This is a genomic window from Cohnella sp. GCM10027633 (genome assembly GCF_042675445.1).
Lineage (GTDB): Bacteria > Bacillota > Bacilli > Paenibacillales > Paenibacillaceae > Cohnella.
Window position 1 is genome coordinate 96,926 of the sequence record NZ_JBHTGV010000003.1, and the last position, 23,397, is coordinate 120,322.

Below are 23,397 nucleotides of genomic sequence, written 5' to 3' on the forward strand. Positions count from 1 at the left end.
GTCACTTCACCTCCGACTCGCCGCCCGTTGCAGCTTGCTCGGATATGGATAGAATTTCGTCGATCGGAACTTCCGCGTTCTGAACTTTCGCGTACTGCAAGCCGTCTCTCCATACGATCGAGTCTACGGTGCCTCCGCGTTCCGTTACGCCGCCTTCTTCCGTCGATTCGAACCAAGTTACCGACTTGCCGATCAGTCCGGCTACCATTCCTGCCGACTGCCTCAGGGCGCTCACTTCCTTGGACATGTTCATCATCTGCTCGAGCGAGGAGAATTGCGCCATCTGAGCGATGAATTCTTTGTCTTGAAGCGGTTGCATCGGGTCCTGGTTGCGAAGCTGCGTAACGAGAATTTGCAGGAATTGGTCTTTGCCTAATTCCTTCACGGGTTGCCTTGCGGCCGCCTGAACGTTGCTGGCCGAGTAATAGGGCCATACGTTCATCGTGCCCACGACGCTGTTTGCCACGGGTGTCACCTCCTTCATACGGCGTTATGCCGTGACGTTCAGCGAGCTGCCATAACCGATCTCGCGAAGCGTAGTCGTTCTCTCGAGCTCGTCTTCGAAGCCGAGCTTCTCGTCGTACGTTCCTCCGCCGTTTCCGTCCGCGTTGTTGCCGTTGCCGCCGGAGGCGTGCTGGCGATGATCTTGCTGCATGAACGAAGCGCTAGCCGAGGACGAAGATTGCTGCACGACTTCCAAGCGGTCGACTTGCAAGCCCTGGGCTTGCAGCGACGCTCTAAGCTGCGCCATCTGGTTCTCGAGCATATCGCGAGCCATGCCGTTCTCTGCCATGAACTGCGCGGTCAACTGTCCGTTCTGCATGACGATCCGAATATCGACTTGACCGAGATGTTCCGGAGTCAGCGTCAATTTCGCTTCCGTAATGCCATTGCCTTGCGTCAGCAGAAACTGCTTCACGAGGAATTTGTCCAATTGCTCCGCGAATTGTTGTACCGGCACTTGCGCCGGCAAAACCGGTTTCGCTTGCAGCGCTTCGGTCGATTTCGCGTCGCCCGTCAGCAGCGTCCATGCTTGCTGGCTTCCCGTCTCGGATGCTTCCTCTCCGGCTAGTACCGGCGCGACGTTCGCGCTCTGGCTCTCGGCGGAGACGTTCGCGTTGTCTACGACTTGGAATCTCCACACCGGATCGCGCAACGCGGGGGCGGAGCGTTTGGTCTCGACCGCAACCGTCTGCGATTGGTTCATCGCTTCCTTCGAGACGTTCGCGTTAGCTGCGTCGTTCGATTTAGGAGCTTCGCCGCGTTGTTCTACCGCAGTCGCGTCGTCTGTTTGCTCGGCGCTAGCTTGCGTCGCATTGGCGTTGTTCGCTGCCGGCAACTGGTTACCGAGCGCCTGCAACAACGTCTTGATCTCGCCGTTCAGCGCCGAAGTTCCCGCCGCGAAGCCCGCATCGTTCTCCAGCATCGTCGCGATTTGCTGCAATGTCTGTCTGAGTCCGCTAACGACCGCCGATGGATTCGATTGCGATTCAGCGGTAGTCAATAAAGGGATAAGCGTCGCCGAACCATCGTCCGAAGTCGATACGTTCGTAGATTGCGCGTACGAGAGCTCTTGCATGACGCCTTGGAATGCGGCCAACAGGGCGGCTAGCGAGCTCATTTGCTCGTCCGTTAGCGATTCGCCCTCTTCCAGCTGTCCAAGCCGTTCCACGAGATCGGATAAGAGCTGCATGAGATCGTTCGTCTCCGCGTTCGACTGCGACAACCCCAGCTGTCCGAGCAGTCCGGCTAATCCGAGCGGCACCGGCGTTCCGCCTTGAGACTGGGCGTTCGTCGTACCGTTGATGGCTTGAACGAGCGCGCCCGCGAATCCGTTGCCGCCGGCGGCTCCGTTCGAAGCTCCGGTCTGAGAGGTCGTCGTAGCTGTGCTTACGGCCATAGGTGCCGAAGCGATCGACATATTCATCTTGTATTCACCTCCTTTCAATCGCATGGTCTTGCGCTTGAGCGGATAGAGGGAACCGCTTAAGGATTTACGGGCATCAGCTTGCTGATCAGGTTGACGGTCGTCTTCTTGTCCGTTGCCGTCATCTCCGCCAGAATGGCCGACCTCGAAGCGTTATCCAGGACGCCGAGAATGCGCAGCGCTTTCGACTGGCTCGTCGTGGCCATCTGGAGCAGCAAGTCGGCTGCCCTGTCCGGAGCCATGGCCGAGAACGTCCGGTTAAGCTCCGCCGAATCCAACGTCGTCGCATCCTCGCCCGCTCCGACCTCGAGCTCCGCGATTCGCGATTGCAGCGCGGCGATTTCGCGGTCGTTCACGGATTCCGCGTCTTTCAGCTTCATCGTGACGTCGGCCGCGCGTTTCGGCGTCATGCGCTCGAGCACTTTGCCGCGCTGTTCCGTCGTCATCGCGCCAAGCACGAGCGCCGCTTCGTCGAGCGTCATATTCTCGAGGATCGGTCCGGCTTTGCTCGGAGTCATCTTGGCGTACATGTCGGCCAGCGATTCGATCTTGTCCTCGTATGCATCGGCCGTAATCGTTCGATCCGTGCTTTCCTGCTTGAGCAAATCGAGCTCGGCTTGCATCGTTTCGATCTTCTTCGCATCCTGCTGCGCTTGTTCCGTCGCTTGCCGAAGCGAATTATCCCGGTCCGTCAGCAACGCGTTAAGCTCCGCGATCTTGTCCTTGGCGTTGTTCACCGTCAATTCCTCGTCCGTCGACGCTTCCGTCGGTTCCGGTTCGGCCGGATCCGGTACGATCGACTTCACGAGCGGAATCTTATTGCCAAGATCCTGCGCCGCGTGACGCCACTCCGCGTTGAACATCAAGAGCAGCACGCCGAGCAATACGGCGGTGAACAAGATGGGGGTAACGAAGAAGAGAAAGCGTTCGAAGCCGCTGTAACTTTCCTTCTCCACGTCTGCGCTCGCCACGTTTCTCCCTCCTTGTCTATCGAATACGTTATACGAACTCTACTATTGGAATCGTCTGCCGATCGTTACGCCAGTCGAGAAGCGGCTGCCGCGCGAACGATCGCGATTTCGTCGAGCTCGTTCTGTTCCTTGCTCAGCCATTCGAACTTGAATCGTTCATGCGCGCGATCCCTGGCGTTCAACCATACTTTCTCGTCGATCATCCGGTCCGCTAGACGGCTCTGCCGATATTCCGCTTCGAAGGCCGCGGACCTTACGTCTTCGCGCTGCAGCTTGATTCTCTCGCCCAGCACTTCTAAATATTGCTGCAACGCGTTGATCCTCGTGAGAGGCGTCGGCCGCAGCGCCGTCTGTTCGAGCGTCTGCTCGAGCTCGCGTTGCTCCCGGACCAGATCGGCCATCTTCTCTTCCTCTTGCCGAAGCTTGCCGAGCGCGGCGGCGTATTCCCATTCGGCCATCGACTTCTCGCTGCCCTTCAGATCGACGATCTTCTGCAACGGATATTGGAATCGCATAGTCGCTTAAGGTCATCTCCCGCATGATCGGATTCGAGGTCGCCGGCGCCGCCTATCGTTTGAAGAAATCGATTAGCAGCCTCTCTTGCGCTTCCTCCAGGGTGATCTTCTCGTCCGTACGTTGCTGCGTGTATGCGCGGATCGATTCGATGTATTGGATCGCCTTGTCGATATCGGGATTGGACCCTTGTTGATAGGCGCCGATATTGATCAAATCCTCCGCGTCGCGATAGATCGAGAGCAACCGTTTCAACTGCTCCGCGGCGCTCTGCTGATCTTTGGTTACGATGTCCTTCATGACCCGGCTTACGCTGGACAGGACGTCGATGGCCGGAAAATGACCTTTGTTCGCCAAGTTCCGGTGCAGCACGATATGCCCGTCGAGTATGCCGCGCACCGCGTCGGCGATCGGTTCGTTCATGTCGTCTCCGTCTACGAGCACCGTATAGAACGCGGTGATCGATCCGGTCGGACCGGTCCCGGCCCTCTCCAGCAGCTTCGGCAGCGCGGCGAACACCGACGGCGTGTAGCCTCTTGTCGCCGGCGGCTCGCCGATGGCGAGTCCGACTTCCCGAAGCGCCATCGCGTACCTCGTCACCGAATCCATCATCAGCATGACGTTCATCCCGCGATCGCGGAAATATTCCGCGATCGTCGTTCCGATCAAAGCGCCTTTCATCCGGACGAGCGCCGGCTGATCGGACGTCGCCACGATGACGACGGAGCGCGCGAGACCTTCGGGTCCGAGATCGCGTTCGATGAACTCCAGCACTTCACGGCCGCGTTCTCCGACGAGCGCGATAACGTTGACGTCTGCCGAAGTATTGCGGGCGACCATCCCGAGAAGGGTGCTCTTCCCTACCCCCGAACCGGCGAAGATGCCGATCCGTTGGCCTTGCCCTACCGTAAGCAATCCGTCGATGGCGCGAACGCCGATACCGAGCGGCTCGGTTACTCTCGGACGCATGAGCGGATTGCTGGGGACGCTGTGCGTCGAGTAATGCGCCATCCGCGTCGGAAGACGAGATCCGTCCAGCGGTCTCCCGAGCCCGTCCAGCACTTTGCCCAGCAGCTCCGAGCCGACTTGCACCGTTAGCGGACCGCCCGTCGCGACGACGTCGCAGCCGGGGCCTACCGAATATAACTCGCCTAACGGCATCAGCAGCACGCGATTGTTCCGAAAGCCGACGACCTCGGCCAAGACGGGGGCGCCGCCTTTCATCGGATGGATCGCGCATACGTCGCCGATACTCGCGTCGGGCCCTTCGGATTCGACGGTAAGACCGATGACTTGCATGACCTTGCCGTTCACTCTTACGGGGTCGATCTGCCTTAGCGCTTCCGCGTAACGCCTTGCGTCAAGCTCCTGCATCGCGGATCGCCTCCTCCGCGGCTTGGTCGGCGATGCGAAGCAATTGCTGCTTGATCGCTTCCAACTGCGTGTCTACCCGCGCGTCGATGCTGCCGTATGCGGACCGAACGATGCATCCGCCATGCTTGACGGAAGAGTCGGGAACGATCTGCAGCTCCGCTTGGGAATCCAGGCTCGATAGAAGTTCATCCTTCGCCGCTTGCACGAACGCAAGCTGCGCCGGGGATACGCATAGTACGATGACGCCTTGTTCTTTCCTTCGGGAGAGCGCTTGTCCGAACAGCTTCAGCGCCATCTCCGGCGCCTCGTTCAATTGCCGGCCGATGATCTTCTCCGCGATCGAGCAACTTAGCTCGACGGCGAACCGTTCGGCCTCCGCAACGACCGATTCCTTCGTTATGTAAGCTTGCGCGACGACGTTCTCGGCTTCCTTCATGCGGTCGTCCCACTGACGGCCGACCGCTTCCGCGGCTTCTTCGGCTCCGGTGCGATAGCCTTCCTCGTACCCTTGCCTCGCGTGAGTTTCCCGATGCTCGTCGTCGGCTTCCCTTCTCGATTGCCACCAGGCTTCCGCCGCTTGCTTGGCCTCTTCGCGAATGCGTTCGGCTTCCTCCATCGCGCCGGCGACGATCGCCTGCGCGGTATCCTCCGCATCCGTCAGGATCCGGTCCTTCAACGTTTGTGTTTCGACGTCGGGCTCCTGATTTCCTTCGGTTGCGCTGTCGGATCGCGAAATATTTTGCGGTAAAACCGCGATTCTTTGCAGAATTTCGACCTTCTTCAAATCTTCCAGCGAGATGACATGAGAGGATTTGATCAGATTAGACAATTATATCGTCTCCTCCGCCGCGCGCGATGATGATCTCTCCTGCCTCTTCCAGCCTGCGGATCGTCGATACGATTCGGGTCTGCGCTTCTTCGACGTCCCTGAGCCGAACCGGTCCCATGTATTCCATCTCTTCCTTGAACGTCTCGGACATCCGCTTCGACATGTTCCGGAAGATCGCTTCGCGCACTTCTTCGCTGGCCACCTTGAGCGCCAATTGCAGGTCGGCGTTGTCGATGTCGCGAATGATGCGCTGGATGGAACGGTTGTCCAGGTTGACGATGTCCTCGAACACGAACATCCGCTTCTTGATCTCTTCCGCGAGCTCCGGATCCTGAATCTCCAGAGAATCGAGAATCGTGCGCTCGGTACCGCGGTCTACGCCGTTCAGGATTTGAACGATCGCTTCGATGCCGCCCGCGTTCGTGTAATCCTGCGTGACGGTAGCCGACAGCTTCTGTTCCAGCACGCGCTCGACTTGCGCGATGACTTCCGGCGACGTGCTGTCCATGAGAGCGATTCTCCGGGCGACGTCCGCTTGCTTATCCTGCGGAAGCGAGGAGAGCACGGCCGACGATTGCTCGGGCTGCAAGTAAGAAAGCACCAATGCGATCGTCTGAGAGTTCTCGTTCTGAATGAAGTTGAGAATTTGAGACGGCTCCGCCTTGCGGGCGAAGTCGAACGGCCGAACCTGCAGCGTTGCCGTAAGCCGGTTCAGAATGTCCAGCGCCTTCTGGGATCCGAGCGCCTTCTCCAAGATTTCCTTGGCGTACGTAATGCCGCCTTGGGAAATGTACTCTTGCGCGACGCAGATTTGGTGGAATTCGCTCAGGATCGATTCCTTCTCCGAGCTGTCCACTTTGCGGACGTTCGCGATTTCGAGCGTCAATTGCTCGATTTCGTCGTCGCGCAAGTGCTTGAACACTTGCGCGGAGACGTCCGGTCCTAACGTAATCAGCAGAATGGCCGCTTTTTGACGTCCGGATAGTTGAAAGGGTTTCGCCACCACTGCCACCTCTATTCGTCCACGAGCCAAGTCCGGAGAAGATTAACGAATTCATCCGGTTTACGCTTGGCAAGGCTTTCCAATTGTTTGCGCACTTGACTTTCGTTGGCGACGTTGTCGATATCGATCGTCGGCAATTCCGAGCGAGGCATCGCGGCGAGTTCCGCCGCTTCCCGCGCCGCTTTCTTGCGCCGGCTGTAGACGACGTATCCGCCTCCGGCGAGCAACGCGAGCGCCAGCAAACCGATGCCGGCGAGCAAGTATCCGGAGTTCGAAGCGCCGCCGCTCGCGCCTGCGGATCCGTCTTCGAACGCCTGCGCGATAACCGATACGCGATCGGCCATCTGCTCATCCGTCAAGTCGAGCCCGGACTCGGCGAGCAGGACGCGCACGCTTCTGACGAGCGCGCCTTGAATCTCCGTACGCTTCGCGTCGTCCATGACCGCGGAGTCAACGCCGACATTAATCGTAAGGTCGTTAACTTTATACGGTCCGCGGTCGATATTATTAGTAATGCGGTTGACTTCCCAGTTCACGGTCGACGACGTCTTCTCGGAGGAAGTCGTGCCGGAGCTCGAACCGCCCGGATAGTTGGCGATGTCCGTCTCTCCGGTGCCCGCCACGCCGCCGGTCTGGCCGTCCGTTCCCGTGTACGTCTCGGAAGACGTCTGCTCGCTGATCTTGATGCCGTTGTTGTCGTTGTCCGGCAACGGTTGGACGAGTTGCTCCTGCGTCTGGATCTTATCGAAGTTCAGCGACGATACGACGCTGACGACGATGTTGTCCATGCCGACGATCGGGGACAGGAACGACTGGATGTTCCGCTTCAGATCGGTCTCGAACGCCGTCTTGATATTCGCCTGGCTCTCGAACAGGTCGCCGCCTACGGCGCCGCTTCCGCCGATCTGCGCGGACGGGGACAAATCTCCGCCCGTGCTGTTGCTAACCGTGATGTTCTCGATCGCGAGATTCGGCACAGCCGACTTCACGAGATTGAAGTAGCTGTCGACTTCCTCTTGCTTCGGACGATAGCCGGGCTTGAACGTCATGACGACGGAGGCGATCGCCTTCTCGCGGTCGGACTCGTTCAGGAACACGCTCTCTTCCGGCAACGTCACGATCGCCTTGACTCTGGCTACTCCTTGCTTGCTTAAGAGCAACTGCTGGATTTCGCCGTTCAGCGCGTTGCGCAGCTTGACCTCGAATTCCTTGTCGGTCGATCCGATGCCGGACGACGCCTGGCTCAGCTCGTCGAATCCGACGGAACCGTTCTGCACGAGCCCTTGCGATCCGACGTCGACTTTGACCTTGGCTACCGAGGCGCTGGGCACCGAGATGCTCGTGCCGTCCGGGCTCAGCTTATAACTGATTCCGCTGCCGTCCAGGTATTGAATGATCGCGGCCGCATCCGTCTCGTCCAAGTTCTGATAAGCGATCGAATATTCCGTCTTCGTGAAATAACTCGTTAGAAATATGATGATGAAAAGCAGCAGCACAGCCGTCGAGGCAAGTACCCACTTTTGCGTTTTGTTGTACTGGTTCCAGAAACCGAGCGTCCTTTCTCGAACCCTTGCCCACTTCTCGTTCACGATTTCACCTCACCAGCGGTTAGCACGCCGGGCGACGCGCGGTCGTTCATGCGAATCGCCCTTCGTGTGAAAGCTACGTCATAATGTCGCGATTATAGTTGCATCCGCATGATTTCCTGATAAGCCTCTACGACCTTATTGCGCACCTGTGAAGTTAAGGCAAGGCTGAGCTCGGCTTTGGACGAAGCGATCAGCACGTCGTTCACGTCCGCTTGTCCGATAATGAATTGATCGTTCACCTTATGTACGTTCGTCTCTTGCGCGGCCACGCCGTCGATCGCTTGCTTCAGGAAGGTAGCGAAGCTTTCGGTCGCTTCGGCAGGCGTCGTCAGGCGTTCCGCCGGTTTAATGCCGCTTATGGATCCCAGATTCACCGGAGTGATGAGATTGTTCGTAATCATTATTTAGCGCCCCCGTTCTCGCAATGTACGTATAGCCGCTTCTATTCGTTCTAGCGGCCGATCTCTAAGGATTTCATGAACATGGCCTTGCTGGCGTTAAGCGCCGTCACGTTCGCTTCGTAGGAGCGGGACGCGGAGATCATGTCGACCATTTCCTTCATGATGTCGACGTTCGGCATGAACACCATTCCGCTGGCGTCCGCATCCGGATGGGACGGGTTGTACACTTGCTTGAACGGCGTCTGGTCCTCTTGAATCTTCGTCACCTTGACGCCTTGCGACCCGGAACCGTCAAGCTGCTGGTTCAGCAGATCGCGGAACGACGTTTGCGAAGGCTCCACGACGACCGTCTTGCGCCGGTAGGGCACGAATTGACCGTCTACGTAACCGGCTCTCGTCGTCTCCGCGTTCGCGATATTCGAGGAGATGACGTCCATACGAAGCCTTTGGGCGGTCAACGCCGACGCGCTTATATCGAATCCTCCGAGCTTCATCCGTTACGCCCTCCCTTCGATTCCGGTTCTCATCATCTTCACTTCGTGGTTAACCTGTTGTACGAACAAGTTGTACCGCAGTTGGTTCTCGGCCATGAGCGACATTTCTTTATCGATGTCGACGTTGTTTCGGTTATTGTTGATCGAGGTCGAATCTTCCGTGACGACCAGAGGCTTCGGCACGGCGGCGGAAGACGATCCGTTGATCGGGATGTGCTTCGCGTTCGTCACGCGGCCGGGCAACGTACCTTGCAAGCCGTCCTGATTGCCGATCGCCTGCGTCAGCATTTCTTCGAACGCGACGTCAGACCTTTTGTAGTGAGGCGTATCCACGTTGGCGATATTGTTCGCCAACACGCGCTGCCGCATCGATGCGGCGTTGATCGCGCTTTCCAGGCGTTGAAACGATGCACCGCCCAATAAATCCATTCTCGTCGCCTCTTTCCCGAGCTTTCATGACAATTCTCTCACAATACGACTCTTTTACATTCAACACTTCTACGCTATATTCCTGCTTAAATCGACACGAGATTCGGACTTTCAACAAAATAATCTACATGTTGTGACAGATTAAAAAATTCTAAGAACATCATCTACGACATGTTGTCTCGTGACAATAAGAATAAAGCCCTAATCTTCAAAATCGAAGATCAGGGCTTTATCTATTAGCGATGCGTTTTTGTTTAGTTATTGTTTAGTTTTTGCGGTGCTGGAGCTCTTGAAGCAACTGGACGTTGATGATCCGGATATACGTCCCCTTCATGCCGAGCGATCTCGTCTCGATGACGCCGGCGCTTTCGAGCTTCCGGAGCGCGTTGACGATGACCGATCTCGTAATGCCCGCGCGATCGGCGATTTTCGAGGCGACGAGAAGCCCTTCTTTGCCTTCCAACTGCTCGAATATTTGCTCGACCGCCTCCAGCTCGCTGAACGACAGCGAATTGACCGCGACGGATACGATCGCTTTGCTCCTTGCTTCGCTTTCCCGTTCCTCCGCCCGCTCGCGCAAAATTTCCATTCCTATGATCGTGGACCCGTATTCCGCCAGTATCAGATCGTCGTCCCCGTAGGAGTGATTCTCTCTTGCTAGGACTAAAGTACCGAGGCGGTCCGCGCCTCCTATTATCGGCACGATCGTTACGACCGCGTTCGCGAACGCTTCCTGCACGGGGGACAGCGTCTCCGAAGGAGTCGCGTTGGCGACCGTCTCCGCGATGCGAAGCAACCGATCGTTCGTCTCGCCCGGGAATCGAAGCTCTTCCGGTTGCTCCTGCCTGAGCCACATGTCCTGGAAAACCGCGGAGTGAGCGGCGCCCAGAATTTTGCCGCGGCGGCTGACGACGAATACGTCTCCTTGAATCGTCTCGCGCAAGCCTTCCGCCATTTCGCGGAAGTTGAGCGGTTTGCCCGCCGCCCTCTGAAGCAGCCGGTTCAGCGTGCGGGTTTTCATCAACAGCGTCATGTGTTTGTTTCCTCCTAGGTGTTGCCCAACAATCAATCATTCGCTTTAAGCTATAAAATATATTGACTCAAATCGCGATTGCTTGCAATGCTCGCAAGCTTCTCCCGCACGTATTCCGGCGTAATGGACATTTCCTCGAGCTGCAGCTCCGGCGCTTCGAACGACAAATCCTCGAGCAGCTTCTCGAGCAGCGTATGAAGCCGGCGCGCGCCGATGTTCTCGGTGTTGCGGTTCACTTCCTGAGCCATTCTGGCGAGCTCGGCGATCGCGGCTTCGGTGAACGTCACGGCGATGCCTTCCGTTTCGAGCAACGCGGTGTATTGCTTCGTCAGCGCGTTCTGAGGCTCCGTCAGAATGCGGACGAAATCTTCGTCCGTCAAGCTCGTCAGCTCCACTCGGATCGGGAAGCGGCCTTGCAGCTCCGGAATCAGGTCGGAAGGCTTCGCGACGTGGAACGCCCCCGCGGCGATGAACAGCACGTAGTCCGTCTTCACGGGCCCGTACTTGGTCATGACCGTAGAGCCTTCCACGATCGGCAGGATGTCCCGCTGCACGCCTTCCCGGGACACGTCCGGACCTTGCCCGCGGCCTTGGCTGGCGATCTTGTCGATCTCGTCGATGAAAATAATGCCCGACTGCTCGGCTCTGCGAACCGATTCCGAGATCACGTCGTCCATGTCGATCAGTTTATTCGCTTCTTCGACGACGAGCACCTTGCGCGCCTCGCTCACGGATAAGCGTCTCTTCTTGCGCTTCTTCGGCATGAACTGCCCGAGCATCTCCTGCATGTTCTGGCCCATCTGTTCTTGGCCGGGTCCGGAGAACATATCGAGCATGCTCGGGGACGCATCCTCGACGTCGATCTCGACGATGTCCTTCTCGAGCAGTCCCGCTTCGAGCTTCGTCTTCGCGTCGCGGCGTTTGCCTTCCAAGCTCGGATCGACCGGATCCGGTTCGTCCGCGGGCGTGCTGTTGCCGCCGAACAGCATCTCGAGCGGATTGCGGCCGGTCTTCGGCTTCGCCGGCGCGGGAACGATCAGCGCGACCAGCCGCTCGTTCGCGGCCTGCTCCGCCTTGTCCTTCACTTTCTCCGTGCGCTCTTCCTTCACCATCCGAATCGCCGTCTCGACCAAGTCGCGTACCATCGATTCGACGTCGCGACCGACGTAACCGACTTCGGTGAATTTCGTCGCCTCTACTTTAATGAAAGGAGCGTGCACGAGCTTCGCGAGCCTGCGGGCGATTTCCGTCTTGCCGACGCCCGTCGGGCCGATCATCAGAATGTTCTTCGGCACGACCTCGTCCCGCATCTGCTCGGGCAGCAGGCTGCGGCGATACCTGTTGCGCAGCGCGACGGCGACGGAGCGCTTGGCGGCTTTCTGGCCGACGATGTATCTATCGAGCTCCGTCACGATCTGACGGGGCGTAAGCTTCTCGTTCATTCTCTTCGCCTCCTATTGAATCTTCGTCGGGCTCGAACCCACTCACTACGAACTCTCTCCTAAATCTCTTCGACGACCAGATTGGCGTTCGTGAATACGCATATTTCCGAAGCGGTCTCGAGCGCCGCGCGGGCGATCGCCTTGGCGTCCATCGCGGGGGCGTGGCGCACGAGCGCGCGTGCCGCCGCCAGCGCGAAGCTGCCGCCGGATCCGATCGCCAGAATGCCGTCATCAGGCTCGATGACTTCCCCGTTGCCGGAGAGCAGCAGCATGCCGGTCGCGTCGACGACGATCATCATCGCCTCGAGGCGGCGCAGCACGCGGTCGGAACGCCAGTCTTTGGCGAGTTCGACGGCCGCGCGCTGCAAGTTGCCGTGATGCTCCTCGAGCTTGCCCTCGAACTTCTCGAACAACGTGATCGCGTCGGCGACTGAGCCCGCGAAACCGGCCACCACTTGGCCGCGGTACAACCGGCGCACTTTCTTGGCGCTGTTCTTCATGACCATGCTGTTGCCGAACGTCACTTGGCCGTCTCCCGCGATCGCCCCTTTGCCGTTATGGCGAACCGCGCATATCGTCGTCGCGTGAAAGCTCATGTCCATGGATCGTGCCTCCTCGATCGTCAATTGGTAAAAACCCGGGGTCACCGTTAAAGCGGCAAAGCGGCGGCTTCCGGATGGAAGCTGCCGCTGCTTCAGTGGGCTGCGACTTCGCCGCCCTCGTTGCCTTTCAACTGCTCGCTCAATGCGTCAACGCTCTCCAGCGCCCGAGCCGCGATCGCTTCGTTCTTCTCCTTCTTGCTGCGCACCCTATGGCCCAGCGGGGGGAACAATCCGAAGTTCGCGTTCATCGGCTGGAAGTGCTTGAAGTCCGCCGTCGTAATATATTGCGCCATGCTTCCGAGCGTCGTATGCGCCGGCAGCACGAGCGGTTCGAGTCCTTGCGCGAGCCTGCCCGCGTTCATTCCGGCGATCATTCCGGAGGCGGCGGATTCCACGTAGCCCTCGACGCCCGTCATTTGACCGGCGAAGAACAGCGTATCGCGGCCGCGGAATTGGTACGTCGGATGAAGCAGCTTCGGCGAGTTGATGAACGTATTGCGATGCATGACGCCGTATCGGACGAACTCGGCGTTCTCCAGACCCGGGATCATCGAGAACACCCGCTTCTGCTCTCCCCACTTCAAGTGGGTCTGGAAGCCTACGATATTGTACAGCGTGCCCGCCGCGTTGTCCTGGCGAAGCTGGATGACCGCGTGCGGCAGCTTGCCCGTGCGCGGATCGACGAGGCCGACCGGCTTCATCGGTCCGAAGAGCGCCGTCTGCTTGCCTCGCTTCATCATGACTTCGATCGGCATGCAGCCCTCGAAATACATTTCCTTCTCGAAATCTTTCACCGCCGCGACTTCAGCGGTCGTTATGGCCTCGTAGAACGCATCGAATTCGGCTTCGTTCATCGGGCAGTTCAAGTAGGCGGCCTCGCCCTTGTCGTAGCGCGACGCGAGATACACCTTCTCCATGTCGATCGAATCCTTCTCGACGATCGGCGCCGCCGCGTCGAAGAAGTAGAAGTATTCTTCGCCCATCATTTGCTTGATGCTCTCGGACAGCTCCGGCGACGTGAGCGGACCCGTCGCGACGACGACGATGCCGTCTTTCGGAATCTCCTTCACCTCGTCGGTCACGACCGTAACGAGCGGATGCTCTTTCAATCTTCTAGTGATTTCCCCCGAGAACAAGTCGCGATCGACCGCGAGCGCTCCGCCCGCGGGCACCGCGTGCAAGTCCGCGCTTGCCAGGACGAGCGAATCGAGCCTTCTCATCTCTTCCTTCAAGACGCCGACCGCGTTCGTAAGTCCGTTCGCTCTAAGGCTGTTGCTACATACGAGCTCCGCGAATCCGTCCGTATGGTGGGCGGGCGTGCTGCGCACGGGACGCATTTCGTATAAAGTGACGGGGACGCCCATCTTGGCGATTTGCCAAGCGGCCTCGCTCCCGGCCAAGCCTGCGCCGATTACCGTCACGGATCGTAGATCGCTCACTTCCGAATCCTCCTGCTGCCTGCTTTAATAATCGATATCCGCCTCGGCCGCTTCATCGGGTTCCGCGGCTTCCTCCGAGTGGGTGCAGACGGTGCAATTGTAATGCGACTCGCCCTTCACCCGCTTCTCCACCATCATGCCGCCGCAATCCGGGCACGGCTTGGCGATCGGCTTATCCCAAGAGACGTAATCGCAAGCCGGGTATTGGTCGCAGCCGTAGAACATGCGGCCCTTCTTGCTGCGCCGTTCGACGATATGCCCTTCCTTGCACTTCGGGCAAGTGACGCCGGTCGCCTTCACGATCGGCTTCGTATTGCGGCAGTCCGGGAAGCCGGAGCAAGCAAGGAACTTGCCGAAGCGCCCCATCTTGTACACCATCGGATTGCCGCACTTGTCGCAGATTTCGTCCGAAGGTTCGTCGCGGATTTCGACTTCCTTCATTTCTTCTTCCGCGACCGCAAGCCGTTTCTCGAACGACTTGTAGAAGTCGCCGATGACGTTGACCCAATCTTGGTTGCCTTCTTCGACGTGGTCGAGATCGCCTTCCATATGGGCGGTGAACTCGGCGTCGAGAATTTCCGGGAAGAACTCCTCCATGAGCTGTATGACGAGCTCCCCGAGCTCCGTAGGCACGAATTTCTTCTCCTCGATGGCGACGTAATAGCGCTTCTGGATCGTCTCCAGCGTCGGCGCGTACGTGCTCGGACGACCGATGCCGAGCTCCTCGAGCGCCCGCACGAGGCGGGCCTCGGTATAGCGCGGCGGCGGTTGCGTGAAGTGCTGCTTCGGATCGATCTGCTGCGATTGAACGCTCTCGCCGGTCGACAACGCCGGCAGCAAGCGGTCTTCGTCCGTCGTGCCGTCGTCGTTGCCCTCGACGTACACTTTCGTGAAGCCGGCGAATTTCATTTTGGAGCCGTTGGCGCGGAACGTCACCGGTCCGCAAGCCAAGTCGACGGTCATCGTGTCGAGAATCGCGGACGCCATCTGGCTGGCGACGAACCGTTCCCATACGAGCTTATAGAGGCGCAATTGATCTCGGGACACGAACGCTTTGACCGATTCCGGGTCGCGAAGGACGGACGTCGGACGAATCGCTTCGTGGGCGTCCTGCGCGTTGGCGTTCTTCTTGATATAGACGCGCGGCGTCTCCGGATAGAACTTGGCGCCGTAGCGCTCCTCGATGTAGGCTTTCGCTTCTTCTTGCGCGACGGGCGAAATCCGCGTCGAGTCGGTACGCATATAGGTAATAAGTCCGACTGTGCCTTCTTTGCCGAGATCGACGCCCTCGTACAGCTGCTGGGCGATCTGCATCGTCTTCGACGCGCGGAAGTTCAGCTTGCGGGCGGCTTCCTGCTGCAACGAGCTCGTGATGAACGGTGGAGACGGGTTACGCTGTCTCTCCTTCTCCTTCACTTCGCCGATTTCGAACGGTTTGTTCCCTAGCAGCGCCACGACTTCCTTCACGTCGGCTTCGCTCTTCAGTTCCTTCTTCTCGCCGTTAAGCGCGTGGAACTTCGCCTCGAACGCGTTCTTCCCTTTAAGCAGATGCGCGGTAATGCTCCAATATTCTTCCGGCTCGAACGCTTTGATCTCGTTCTCGCGGTCGTAGATCAGCTTGACGGCGACCGATTGCACGCGTCCGGCGCTCAGCCCCTTCTTGACCTTCTTCCATAGCAGCGGGCTGATCTTGTAGCCGACGAGACGGTCGAGCACCCTTCGCGCTTGCTGGGCGTTGACCAGATCCATGTCGATCGGTCTCGGCGTCTTGAACGCGTCCTTGACTGCCTGCTTCGTAATCTCGTTGAATACGACCCGGCAGGCGTCTTTCTCGTCCAGTTCGAGATAATGGGCGAGATGCCAGGCGATCGCTTCTCCTTCGCGGTCCGGGTCGGCCGCGAGATATACTTTTTTCACTTTTTTGCTGGCGTCTCTCAATTCTTTGAGCACGCTGCCTTTGCCGCGGATCGTGATGTACTTCGGTTGGAAGTCGTTATCGACCTCTACCCCGATCTGGCTCTTTGGTAAATCGCGAATATGGCCCATGGACGCTTTGACGATGAATTTGCTGCCTAGATATTTACCGATCGTCTTGGCTTTCGCCGGGGATTCCACGATTACGAGTGAATCGGCCACGTCCATTCCTCCTCTCCTACGGTCGACAAGTCCTGCCGCGAAGCGCCTTTCGCTACGCTATAGGACCTTATATACGGAACCGGGTTGCTGGTGAACTCTTCGTTTTATTAACAAAGATAGCAGAACCGATTGCAAAAGTCCAAACGTCATGCCAGATTCCTCCGTCAGCTCGTCGATCGAACGGGGACGGTCGAGCACCAATTCGTAGACGAGGCGCTCCTCCGGCGTCCATTCCGCCTCTGCCGTTCCCGTTGCCTCGGCCTTCGCGGGAGCGTCCTCGGAGCGCTCCGGTTCGGGCGGCAACCGATACTTATACGACGTGAAAATATCCGTCTCGTCCAGCACCGGAGCGGCGCCCTTGCGAAAATATTCGAGTACCCCCCTGCTGCGCGGAGAGTTGATCGGTCCCGGCACGACGAAGACGTCGCGATTGTAGCCGAGCGCGAGGTCGGCGGTGATGAGCGCGCCGCTCTGCCCGGCCGCCTCCACGACGACGACGCCCATCGACAGCCCCGCGATGACGCGGTTGCGCATCGGGAACATGCCGGGATGGAGCGGCGAATCCGGCACCGTCTCCGAGAGCACGAGCCCGGTCCTTACGATGTCGTCGTACAAGCGGCGATGCTCCGGAGGGTAGCACTGATCTACCGGAGACGCGAGCACCGCGATCGTGCCTTGTTCGCCGCGCAAGGCGCCGATATGGGCCGCCGCGTCGATGCCTCGCGCCAGCCCGCTGACGACGGTCATCCGCCGCGCGCAGCCCGCGCCGAGCTCCTCCGCGACTTTGCGGCCGTAAGCGGTCGCTTGGCGCGTGCCGACGATGGCGACCGCGGGGCGATGCGCCAACTCCCAGTTTCCTCTATAATATAGCACCCATGGCGGATCGGAGATTTCCCGCAAGATCGGAGAATAGCGATCGTCCAGGTACGTCATGATGCCGATATCCGATTCCCGGTATCGCTGCGCGCGCCGCCTGCGCGCTTCCGGGCGCAAGCTGTCGACGACGGCCGCCGCTTGGGCGTCCGACAGCCCCATCTCCCGCCAATCGCCCGCTCGCAACGACTCCGCGTTGCCCAGCAACCGTTGCGGATGCCGCATGCCGTATTGCACGATGCCGCATATCGTTAGATCTCCGACGCCCGGCGTCTCGTGCAGCGCGATGAGCAGCTCTCTCGTCATTCGCGATTTGCGAACGTCCCCGAGCGTTAATGCCGGTCTGTTTCTGCTGAATGCCATATCGAATCCCGTCCTCTCTGATTAAACGCGTCGGAACAACGGCAAACAGCCCTCCACGCCCTCGATCGGAGGGTGCGGAAGGCTGCTTGCCTTGCCGTTAAGCCGTTATTCTGTTATCGCTCGCGCAATCGCTTGCGCGTCTGCGATTAGCCTTTGCATTTCTCCAGCAAGCCTTTGTCCTCGAGGACGGCGACGAGCGTCGCGCCCATGTCGGAAGGCGTAGGAGCGACGCGGACGCCGCAGGCTTCGAGCGTGGCGATCTTCTCGGCCGCCGTGCCTTTGCCGCCGGAGATAATCGCGCCCGCATGTCCCATGCGCTTGCCGGCCGGAGCCGTAGCGCCGCCGATGAAGCCGACGACCGGCTTCGTCATGTTCGCCTTGATCCACTCCGCCGCTTCTTCCTCTGCCGTTCCGCCGATTTCGCCGATCATGATGACCGCGTACGTGTCCGGATCTTCGTTGAACAGCTTCAGGATATCGATGAACTCGGATCCTTTGACCGGGTCGCCGCCGATGCCGACCGCCGACGATTGGCCGATGCCGCGGGTCGTCAATTGGTGAACCGCTTCGTACGTCAACGTACCGGAACGGGACACGACGCCTACATGGCCTTTTTTATGGATATAACCCGGCATGATGCCGATCTTGATCTCTCCCGGCGTAATGACGCCCGGGCAGTTAGGGCCGATCAAGCGAGTCTTCTTGCCTTCCATGTAGCGCATGACTTTGACCATGTCGAGCACCGGAATGCCTTCCGTGATGCAGATGACGAGGTCAAGCTCCGCGTCCACCGCTTCCATGATGGAATCGGCCGCGAACGGAGGCGCGACGTAGATGACGGATGCGGTAGCGCCCGTAGCGGCAACCGCTTCTTTGACGGAATTGAAGATCGGCAGCGTTACTTTGGAGCCGTTCTCCAGATCGAAATCGATCGTTTGGCCGCCTTTGCCCGGCGTTACGCCGCCGACCATTTGCGTGCCGTATTCGAGTGCACCTTTGGCATGGAACGCTCCCGTCGCGCCCGTGATACCTTGGGTGATCACCTTGGTGTTTTTATCGATCAAAATACTCATGATTTATACACTCCCCGGTAGGTTCCCTTAGTTATTTCACTAGCGCGACGATTTTTTGAGCTCCGTCGGACATCGAGTCCGCGGCCACGATGTTCAGGCCGGACGCGTTCAAGATTTCTTTGCCTTTGGCTACGTTCGTGCCTTCGAGGCGCACGACGAGCGGACGGTCGAGGCCGAGCTCGCGAGCCGCGGCTACGACGCCTTCCGCGATAATGTCGCACTTCATGATGCCGCCGAAGATGTTGACGAAGATCCCTTTGACGTTCGCGTCGGACAGGATGATCTTGAACGCTTCGGTAACCTTCTCCTTCGTCGCGCCGCCGCCTACGTCCAGGAAGTTGGCCGGTGCGCCGCCGAAGTATTTAATGATATCCATCGTCGCCATCGCAAGGCCGGCGCCGTTAACCATGCAGCCGATGTTGCCTTCGAGCGCGATGTAGCTCAGGTCGAATTTGGAAGCTTGGATTTCTTTCGCGTCTTCCTCGTCGAGGTCGCGCAGCTCCACGATGTCCTTGTGGCGGAACAGCGCATTGGAATCGAAGTTCAGCTTCGCGTCGAGCGCCATGACGTTGCCGTCGCCGGTTACGACGAGCGGGTTGATCTCCGCGATCGAGCAGTCTTTCTCTTCGAACGCCTTGTACAGCGAGAGCATGAAGCCGACCGCTTTGTTGACGAGCGGACCCGGGATCTTGATGTCGTTCGCGAGCGCGCGCGCTTGGAACGGCAGCAGGCCGACGGCCGGATCGACGACGACTTTAATGATTTTCTCCGGAGAGTGAGCGGCCACTTCCTCGATATCCATGCCGCCTTCTTCGGAGCCCATGATGACGACGCGGCCGGTTCCCCGGTCGACGACGACGCCGATGTAATATTCTTTCTTGATGTCGCAGCCTTCTTCGATCAGCAGGCGCTTCACTTCTTTGCCTTCCGGGCCGGTTTGGTGCGTAACGAGCACTTTGCCGAGCAATTCCTTCGCGTAAGCGGCTACGTCGGCTTCGCTCTTCGCGATTTTGACGCCGCCGGCTTTGCCGCGTCCGCCGGCATGGATTTGCGCTTTGACGACCGTTACCGCGCTGCCGAGTTCTTTCGCCGCGGCTACGGCTTCTTCGACGGTAAACGCCACTTTGCCGCGCGGTACGGCGACGCCGTACTGCCGCAATACTTCTTTGCCCTGATACTCATGAATATTCATGATCCAAGCATCCTCCCGTTTGTACGCAATATATCGTGACGCGTTTTGCACCTATGTAAGCATAAACGACGGTCTTCCCTGCGTTGGAAAGAGTTAACGTTTATGTCGACAACCGTTCCGTAATGAATACGCGTCAGAATATTCATGCCGAATGGTTAACAAAACCTCCATCATTGTAACACTAATTGTTTTATCGTTCCTCACTTTTTTCATCTATTTATTAGTTCAATTTGGCAATGGTTTAATCTAATCCCGAGATGAAAATAGGGGAAACATATCTAGGATGTGCTTCGATCGGCTAAATCATGCTTCGGCCCCCGACAAAAAGACGTACCGCGAGGGTACGTCGAATGTCGATCGATGAACGATCGTACGACTAACGAACGGGTTCAGCCCTTCACGCCGCCCGCGGTCAATCCTTCGATGATCTGCTTTTGCAGCACCGCGTAAATAATCATGACCGGAACGACGCTATATACGATTCCCGCCGACATTTGCGCGTAATTCGTATTATAAGTATCGCGGAATCCGACCATCCCGACGGGGAGCGTGCGCAGTTCGTCGGTGGAGATGAAGAAGTTCGCGAGCAGGAATTCGTTCCAGTTACCGATGAAGTTCAAGATGAACACGGTCACGACCGCCGGAATCGTAAGGGGCAGTATGATTCTCGCGAACACCCCTTTAGCGCTTAATCCGTCCATGACGGCGGCTTCTTCGAGTTCGCTCGGAATCGAGCGCATGAACGCCGCGAGGATGATGACGTTCAACGGGATCGCGCCCGCGGTATACGGGATGATGAGAGCCAGATGGGTGTCCAAGATCCCTGCGTCCATTAGCATAATGAACACGGGCAGCAATAAAGCGTTGCCGGGAATGAGCATGCCGATCAGAATGAATTGATACATTCCTTTGCTCATTTTCGAATATCTCATCCTCGTAATCGCGAAGGATGCCATGGCCGCGAAGATGATCGTCGCGATCGAGCAGAGGGTGGCGATATACAAGCTATTCATGAAGTACACGCTAATGCTGGCGTTTACCCATGCCTCGTGAAAATTCTCGAAGTGGAACGAGGAAGGGAATCCGAACGGATTGCTGGCGATCGCCTGGTTATCCGACTTCACCGACGAGAAGACGACGAACACGAACGGGTAAAGGATCACGATCACGTACGCTAGCAGAATAATGTGGCTGATGCTCTTTTTCACCGAACTTAGCGTCATCGTCATGAGTACTCGACCCTTTCCATTCTTCTAACGACCAACAATTGATATAGCGCGGTAAGAATTAACGTGAATACGAATATCAATACCGCGATGGCGTTGCCGTATCCGTATTTGATATTCGTGATCCCGTATTTGATCATATAGGTTGCCATGACGTCCGTCGCGCCTCCGGGGCCGCCTCTCGTCATGATGATGACGATGTCGGCCGCTTTCATCGCGCCCGCGATGGAGAGCATGATGACGACGGAAATGATCGGCATGATGAGCGGCACCGTGATTCGGGTCGCTCGCCTGAAACCGCCGGCTCCGTCGACGATCGCGGCTTCGTTGATTTCCTTCGGAATCGCCAATATCGCCGCTAGCACCATAACGATATAGAAGCCCATCCATTGCCAGGCGTTCGTAATCAAGATCGACAGCATGGCCCAGTTCGTGTCGGATAGCCACATGACCGGCTGAAGTCCGAGTTTCGTCAGTATCAAGTTGAACAATCCGATATCCGGCTCGTAGATGAAGCTCCACAGGATGCCGATCACCGCGGTGGACATGACGGCGGGTACGAATACCGCCGTTTTATATAATCCTTTGAGCTTCTTGACGTTGCTGATCAGAAGCGAGAAGAAGACGATGATCGGCACTTGCACGAAGATCGAAAACAGAATGAAATATCCGTTGTTCAATACGGCGCTCCACATCTTCGCGTCCGTAAACGCATTCGTAAAGTTCGTCAATCCGTTGAATTCCGCGGCCTCGATGCCGTTCCATTCCGTGAAGGCTTTGCCGAAGGCGGCGAACATCGGATATATGAAAAACAGGACATAGAGCACGAGGACGGGCAGCAAAAACAGCGCGTACGTCCATGGGGTTCTTAGCGCTTTATTCATCGTTACCTCCGGGATGATCAGACATCTGCTCCATGCGTCGCGTTCTTATAAAAAGGCACCACCCACTCGCTGGCGGGTGGTACCTTTGTCGTTACTCGTCCGAATTCGCTCTAGTCGTCCGCGCTGTTCGCGGCCGCTTGAACTTTTTGAACGCCGTCCAACATCGCTTTTGCCGTCGTTTTGCCGCCGATCAGCTTTTGGATGCCTTCGCTGATCGCCGTATTGACGTCCGCTTGAACCAAGGAATCGAATGCCGGGAATGCGCCGCTCGATTTGTTGCCCACGGCGATGATTTCTTTCACCAAAGGGGATACCTTGGCTGCCGCCAGCTTCTTGGCGTCTACTTTCATGGAAGGCAGGACGCCGTCCGCTTCGAGACCGCGAATTTGCATTTCGTCATTGTACATGTTCTTGATGAAGGATTTGATTACGGCCATTTGAACTTTGTCTTTGGCCGCTTTGGCCGAGAATCCGTACCCGTTCGAGAAGCCGCCGTTGACGGCCGTTTGGCTGCCTTTGCCGTTCTTGACGCCCGGCATCGGGAAGTAGCCGACTTTGTTCGTCATATCCCCGGCTTGCGCTTTATCGCTGAATACGCTGGAAGCCCACGATCCGTCGTACATCATGATCGCTTCGCCGCGAATGAGCTGGTTGCGTTGTTCTCCGTATTCCAGGCCGAGCTCGCCTTCTTTGAAGTAACCTTTCTTCACCCAATCTTGATATTTGGAGAACGCGGCGATCATTTCGGGACTGTTCCATTTCGTTTTGCCCGTTTTGAATCCGGCCGTAATATCCGGACCGGCGTAACGGGACCACAGCGTATTGGCTGCCATTAACGGTACCCATGCGGCTTTGGACGCTTGCGCGAAAGGCGTTTTTCCGTCTTTCTTGATGGTGTCGGCCAATTTTTCAAGCTCGTCTAACGTCGTCGGGATTTTCAAGTTTTTGGCTTTGAAGTATTCCTTATTATAGAAATAACCTTCTTGGTAGCCGCCGATCGGCAAGCCGTAGACTTTGCCGTTTACCGTGAACTCGCCCAAGGAAATGAACTTGTTCGTCAGGCCGAGCTCTTTGAGAATCGGCGTAAGATCCAGCAGTCTGCCTGCCTGAACGTAGAGTTGGGTATCGGCTCCGCCGAACAGGTCGAAGATCGGAGGCGGATTGTTGATGACCATTTCCGAACGCAGTTTTTCTTTGCGGTTAACGTCCGAATCGACGCCGTCCAGCTTGAATTGCACGTTCGGAACTTCTTTTTGAACCTTTTTCAACACATCGTTAAGTATATTGAGACGTTGTTGTTTCGCCTCTCCCAATTGCGTATGACGCACTTTAATCGTAGTCGTTTTTGCCGCGCCGGCCGATCCTACCGCAGTCGTTGCCACGAGGATCGCGCTGAGCGCGAAGAGCGGAAGACTTTTCTTCATTGATGGTTAGCCTCCTATTAGATGTGGTATCGCTTTCAAAACTAAGTATAGGATCGATTGTAAATTATGGTAAGATCCATATTCCATTATTTAGGGATAATTTCGTCTTATGACTTTGACAAAAACAGTCATGAAGTTCACGACTTTGTACCCACGCTCCAGAGCCGGGATTGACACGGC

General features: G+C 57.5%; 22 protein-coding genes. All 22 read right to left on the reverse strand.

The genetic code is table 11. The features are described from left to right. Nucleotide 1 precedes the first annotated feature (1 nt). Nucleotides 2-466 (reverse strand): flagellar hook capping FlgD N-terminal domain-containing protein, encoded by a 465-nt coding sequence (locus tag ACFQZG_RS09530; RefSeq protein WP_378151782.1) that lies wholly within the window; start codon nt 464-466, stop codon nt 2-4. Nucleotides 467-490: 24 nt separating this feature from the next. Beyond that, nucleotides 491-1,927 (reverse strand): flagellar hook-length control protein FliK, encoded by a 1,437-nt coding sequence (locus tag ACFQZG_RS09535; protein ID WP_378151784.1) that lies wholly within the window; start codon nt 1,925-1,927, stop codon nt 491-493. Nucleotides 1,928-1,986: 59 nt separating this feature from the next. Then, nucleotides 1,987-2,898, reverse strand: coding sequence for a MotE family protein (locus ACFQZG_RS09540; protein ID WP_378151786.1), 912 nt, complete (start codon nt 2,896-2,898; stop codon nt 1,987-1,989). A gap of 65 nt (nt 2,899-2,963) precedes the next feature. Further along, complete coding sequence (gene fliJ / locus ACFQZG_RS09545; RefSeq protein ID WP_378151788.1) at nt 2,964-3,413, reverse strand: flagellar export protein FliJ; 450 nt, start codon at nt 3,411-3,413, stop codon at nt 2,964-2,966. A gap of 52 nt (nt 3,414-3,465) precedes the next feature. After that, entirely contained in the window at nt 3,466-4,785 is a 1,320-nt protein-coding gene (fliI, locus tag ACFQZG_RS09550) for a flagellar protein export ATPase FliI (RefSeq protein ID WP_378151790.1), read from the reverse strand. Beyond that, the gene (locus ACFQZG_RS09555) at nt 4,772-5,614 is read right to left on the reverse strand and encodes a FliH/SctL family protein (protein ID WP_378151791.1); all 843 of its coding nucleotides are present in this window, start codon (nt 5,612-5,614) and stop codon (nt 4,772-4,774) included. Before ACFQZG_RS09555 ends, fliI begins: the two co-directional genes overlap by 14 nt. Next, nucleotides 5,607-6,617, reverse strand: coding sequence for a flagellar motor switch protein FliG (fliG, locus tag ACFQZG_RS09560; RefSeq protein WP_378151793.1), 1,011 nt, complete (start codon nt 6,615-6,617; stop codon nt 5,607-5,609). Before fliG ends, ACFQZG_RS09555 begins: the two co-directional genes overlap by 8 nt. Before the next feature lie 11 nt (nt 6,618-6,628). After that, a complete protein-coding gene (gene fliF, locus ACFQZG_RS09565) occupies nt 6,629-8,206 on the reverse strand; it encodes a flagellar basal-body MS-ring/collar protein FliF (RefSeq protein ID WP_378151795.1) in 1,578 nt (525 codons plus the stop codon). A gap of 92 nt (nt 8,207-8,298) precedes the next feature. Next, the gene (gene fliE / locus ACFQZG_RS09570) at nt 8,299-8,607 is read right to left on the reverse strand and encodes a flagellar hook-basal body complex protein FliE (RefSeq protein ID WP_378151797.1); all 309 of its coding nucleotides are present in this window, start codon (nt 8,605-8,607) and stop codon (nt 8,299-8,301) included. 50 nt (nt 8,608-8,657) lie between these two features. Then, nucleotides 8,658-9,101 carry a flagellar basal body rod protein FlgC gene (gene flgC / locus ACFQZG_RS09575; RefSeq protein ID WP_378151799.1) on the reverse strand — a complete coding sequence of 148 codons (444 nt, stop codon included), beginning with the start codon at nt 9,099-9,101 and terminating at the stop codon, nt 8,658-8,660. A gap of 3 nt (nt 9,102-9,104) precedes the next feature. Continuing rightward, nucleotides 9,105-9,530 carry a flagellar basal body rod protein FlgB gene (gene flgB, locus ACFQZG_RS09580; protein WP_378151801.1) on the reverse strand — a complete coding sequence of 142 codons (426 nt, stop codon included), beginning with the start codon at nt 9,528-9,530 and terminating at the stop codon, nt 9,105-9,107. A 265-nt stretch (nt 9,531-9,795) separates the two neighbouring features. Next, nucleotides 9,796-10,563: a GTP-sensing pleiotropic transcriptional regulator CodY gene (codY, locus tag ACFQZG_RS09585; RefSeq protein WP_378151803.1), complete on the reverse strand. Its 768-nt coding sequence runs from the start codon at nt 10,561-10,563 to the stop codon at nt 9,796-9,798. A gap of 50 nt (nt 10,564-10,613) precedes the next feature. Further along, nucleotides 10,614-12,005 (reverse strand): ATP-dependent protease ATPase subunit HslU, encoded by a 1,392-nt coding sequence (gene hslU / locus ACFQZG_RS09590; protein WP_378151805.1) that lies wholly within the window; start codon nt 12,003-12,005, stop codon nt 10,614-10,616. A gap of 59 nt (nt 12,006-12,064) precedes the next feature. Then, nucleotides 12,065-12,607 carry an ATP-dependent protease subunit HslV gene (gene hslV / locus ACFQZG_RS09595; RefSeq protein WP_378151807.1) on the reverse strand — a complete coding sequence of 181 codons (543 nt, stop codon included), beginning with the start codon at nt 12,605-12,607 and terminating at the stop codon, nt 12,065-12,067. A gap of 92 nt (nt 12,608-12,699) precedes the next feature. Next, complete coding sequence (trmFO, locus tag ACFQZG_RS09600; protein ID WP_378151809.1) at nt 12,700-14,046, reverse strand: FADH(2)-oxidizing methylenetetrahydrofolate--tRNA-(uracil(54)-C(5))-methyltransferase TrmFO; 1,347 nt, start codon at nt 14,044-14,046, stop codon at nt 12,700-12,702. Nucleotides 14,047-14,070: 24 nt separating this feature from the next. After that, nucleotides 14,071-16,182 carry a type I DNA topoisomerase gene (gene topA, locus ACFQZG_RS09605; protein ID WP_378151811.1) on the reverse strand — a complete coding sequence of 704 codons (2,112 nt, stop codon included), beginning with the start codon at nt 16,180-16,182 and terminating at the stop codon, nt 14,071-14,073. Between the two features lie 57 nt (nt 16,183-16,239). Further along, complete coding sequence (gene dprA / locus ACFQZG_RS09610; RefSeq protein WP_378151813.1) at nt 16,240-17,418, reverse strand: DNA-processing protein DprA; 1,179 nt, start codon at nt 17,416-17,418, stop codon at nt 16,240-16,242. A gap of 146 nt (nt 17,419-17,564) precedes the next feature. Further along, nucleotides 17,565-18,491, reverse strand: coding sequence for a succinate--CoA ligase subunit alpha (gene sucD / locus ACFQZG_RS09615; protein ID WP_378151815.1), 927 nt, complete (start codon nt 18,489-18,491; stop codon nt 17,565-17,567). 31 nt (nt 18,492-18,522) lie between these two features. Continuing rightward, nucleotides 18,523-19,683 carry an ADP-forming succinate--CoA ligase subunit beta gene (gene sucC / locus ACFQZG_RS09620; protein WP_378151817.1) on the reverse strand — a complete coding sequence of 387 codons (1,161 nt, stop codon included), beginning with the start codon at nt 19,681-19,683 and terminating at the stop codon, nt 18,523-18,525. A 389-nt stretch (nt 19,684-20,072) separates the two neighbouring features. Further along, nucleotides 20,073-20,912 carry a carbohydrate ABC transporter permease gene (locus ACFQZG_RS09625; protein WP_378151819.1) on the reverse strand — a complete coding sequence of 280 codons (840 nt, stop codon included), beginning with the start codon at nt 20,910-20,912 and terminating at the stop codon, nt 20,073-20,075. Beyond that, nucleotides 20,909-21,793, reverse strand: a complete 885-nt coding sequence (locus ACFQZG_RS09630) for a carbohydrate ABC transporter permease (RefSeq protein ID WP_378151821.1) — start codon at nt 21,791-21,793, stop codon at nt 20,909-20,911. Before ACFQZG_RS09630 ends, ACFQZG_RS09625 begins: the two co-directional genes overlap by 4 nt. Nucleotides 21,794-21,903: 110 nt before the next feature. Next, nucleotides 21,904-23,217, reverse strand: coding sequence for an extracellular solute-binding protein (locus ACFQZG_RS09635; protein WP_378151823.1), 1,314 nt, complete (start codon nt 23,215-23,217; stop codon nt 21,904-21,906). Between the last annotated feature and the right edge of the window lie 180 nt (nt 23,218-23,397).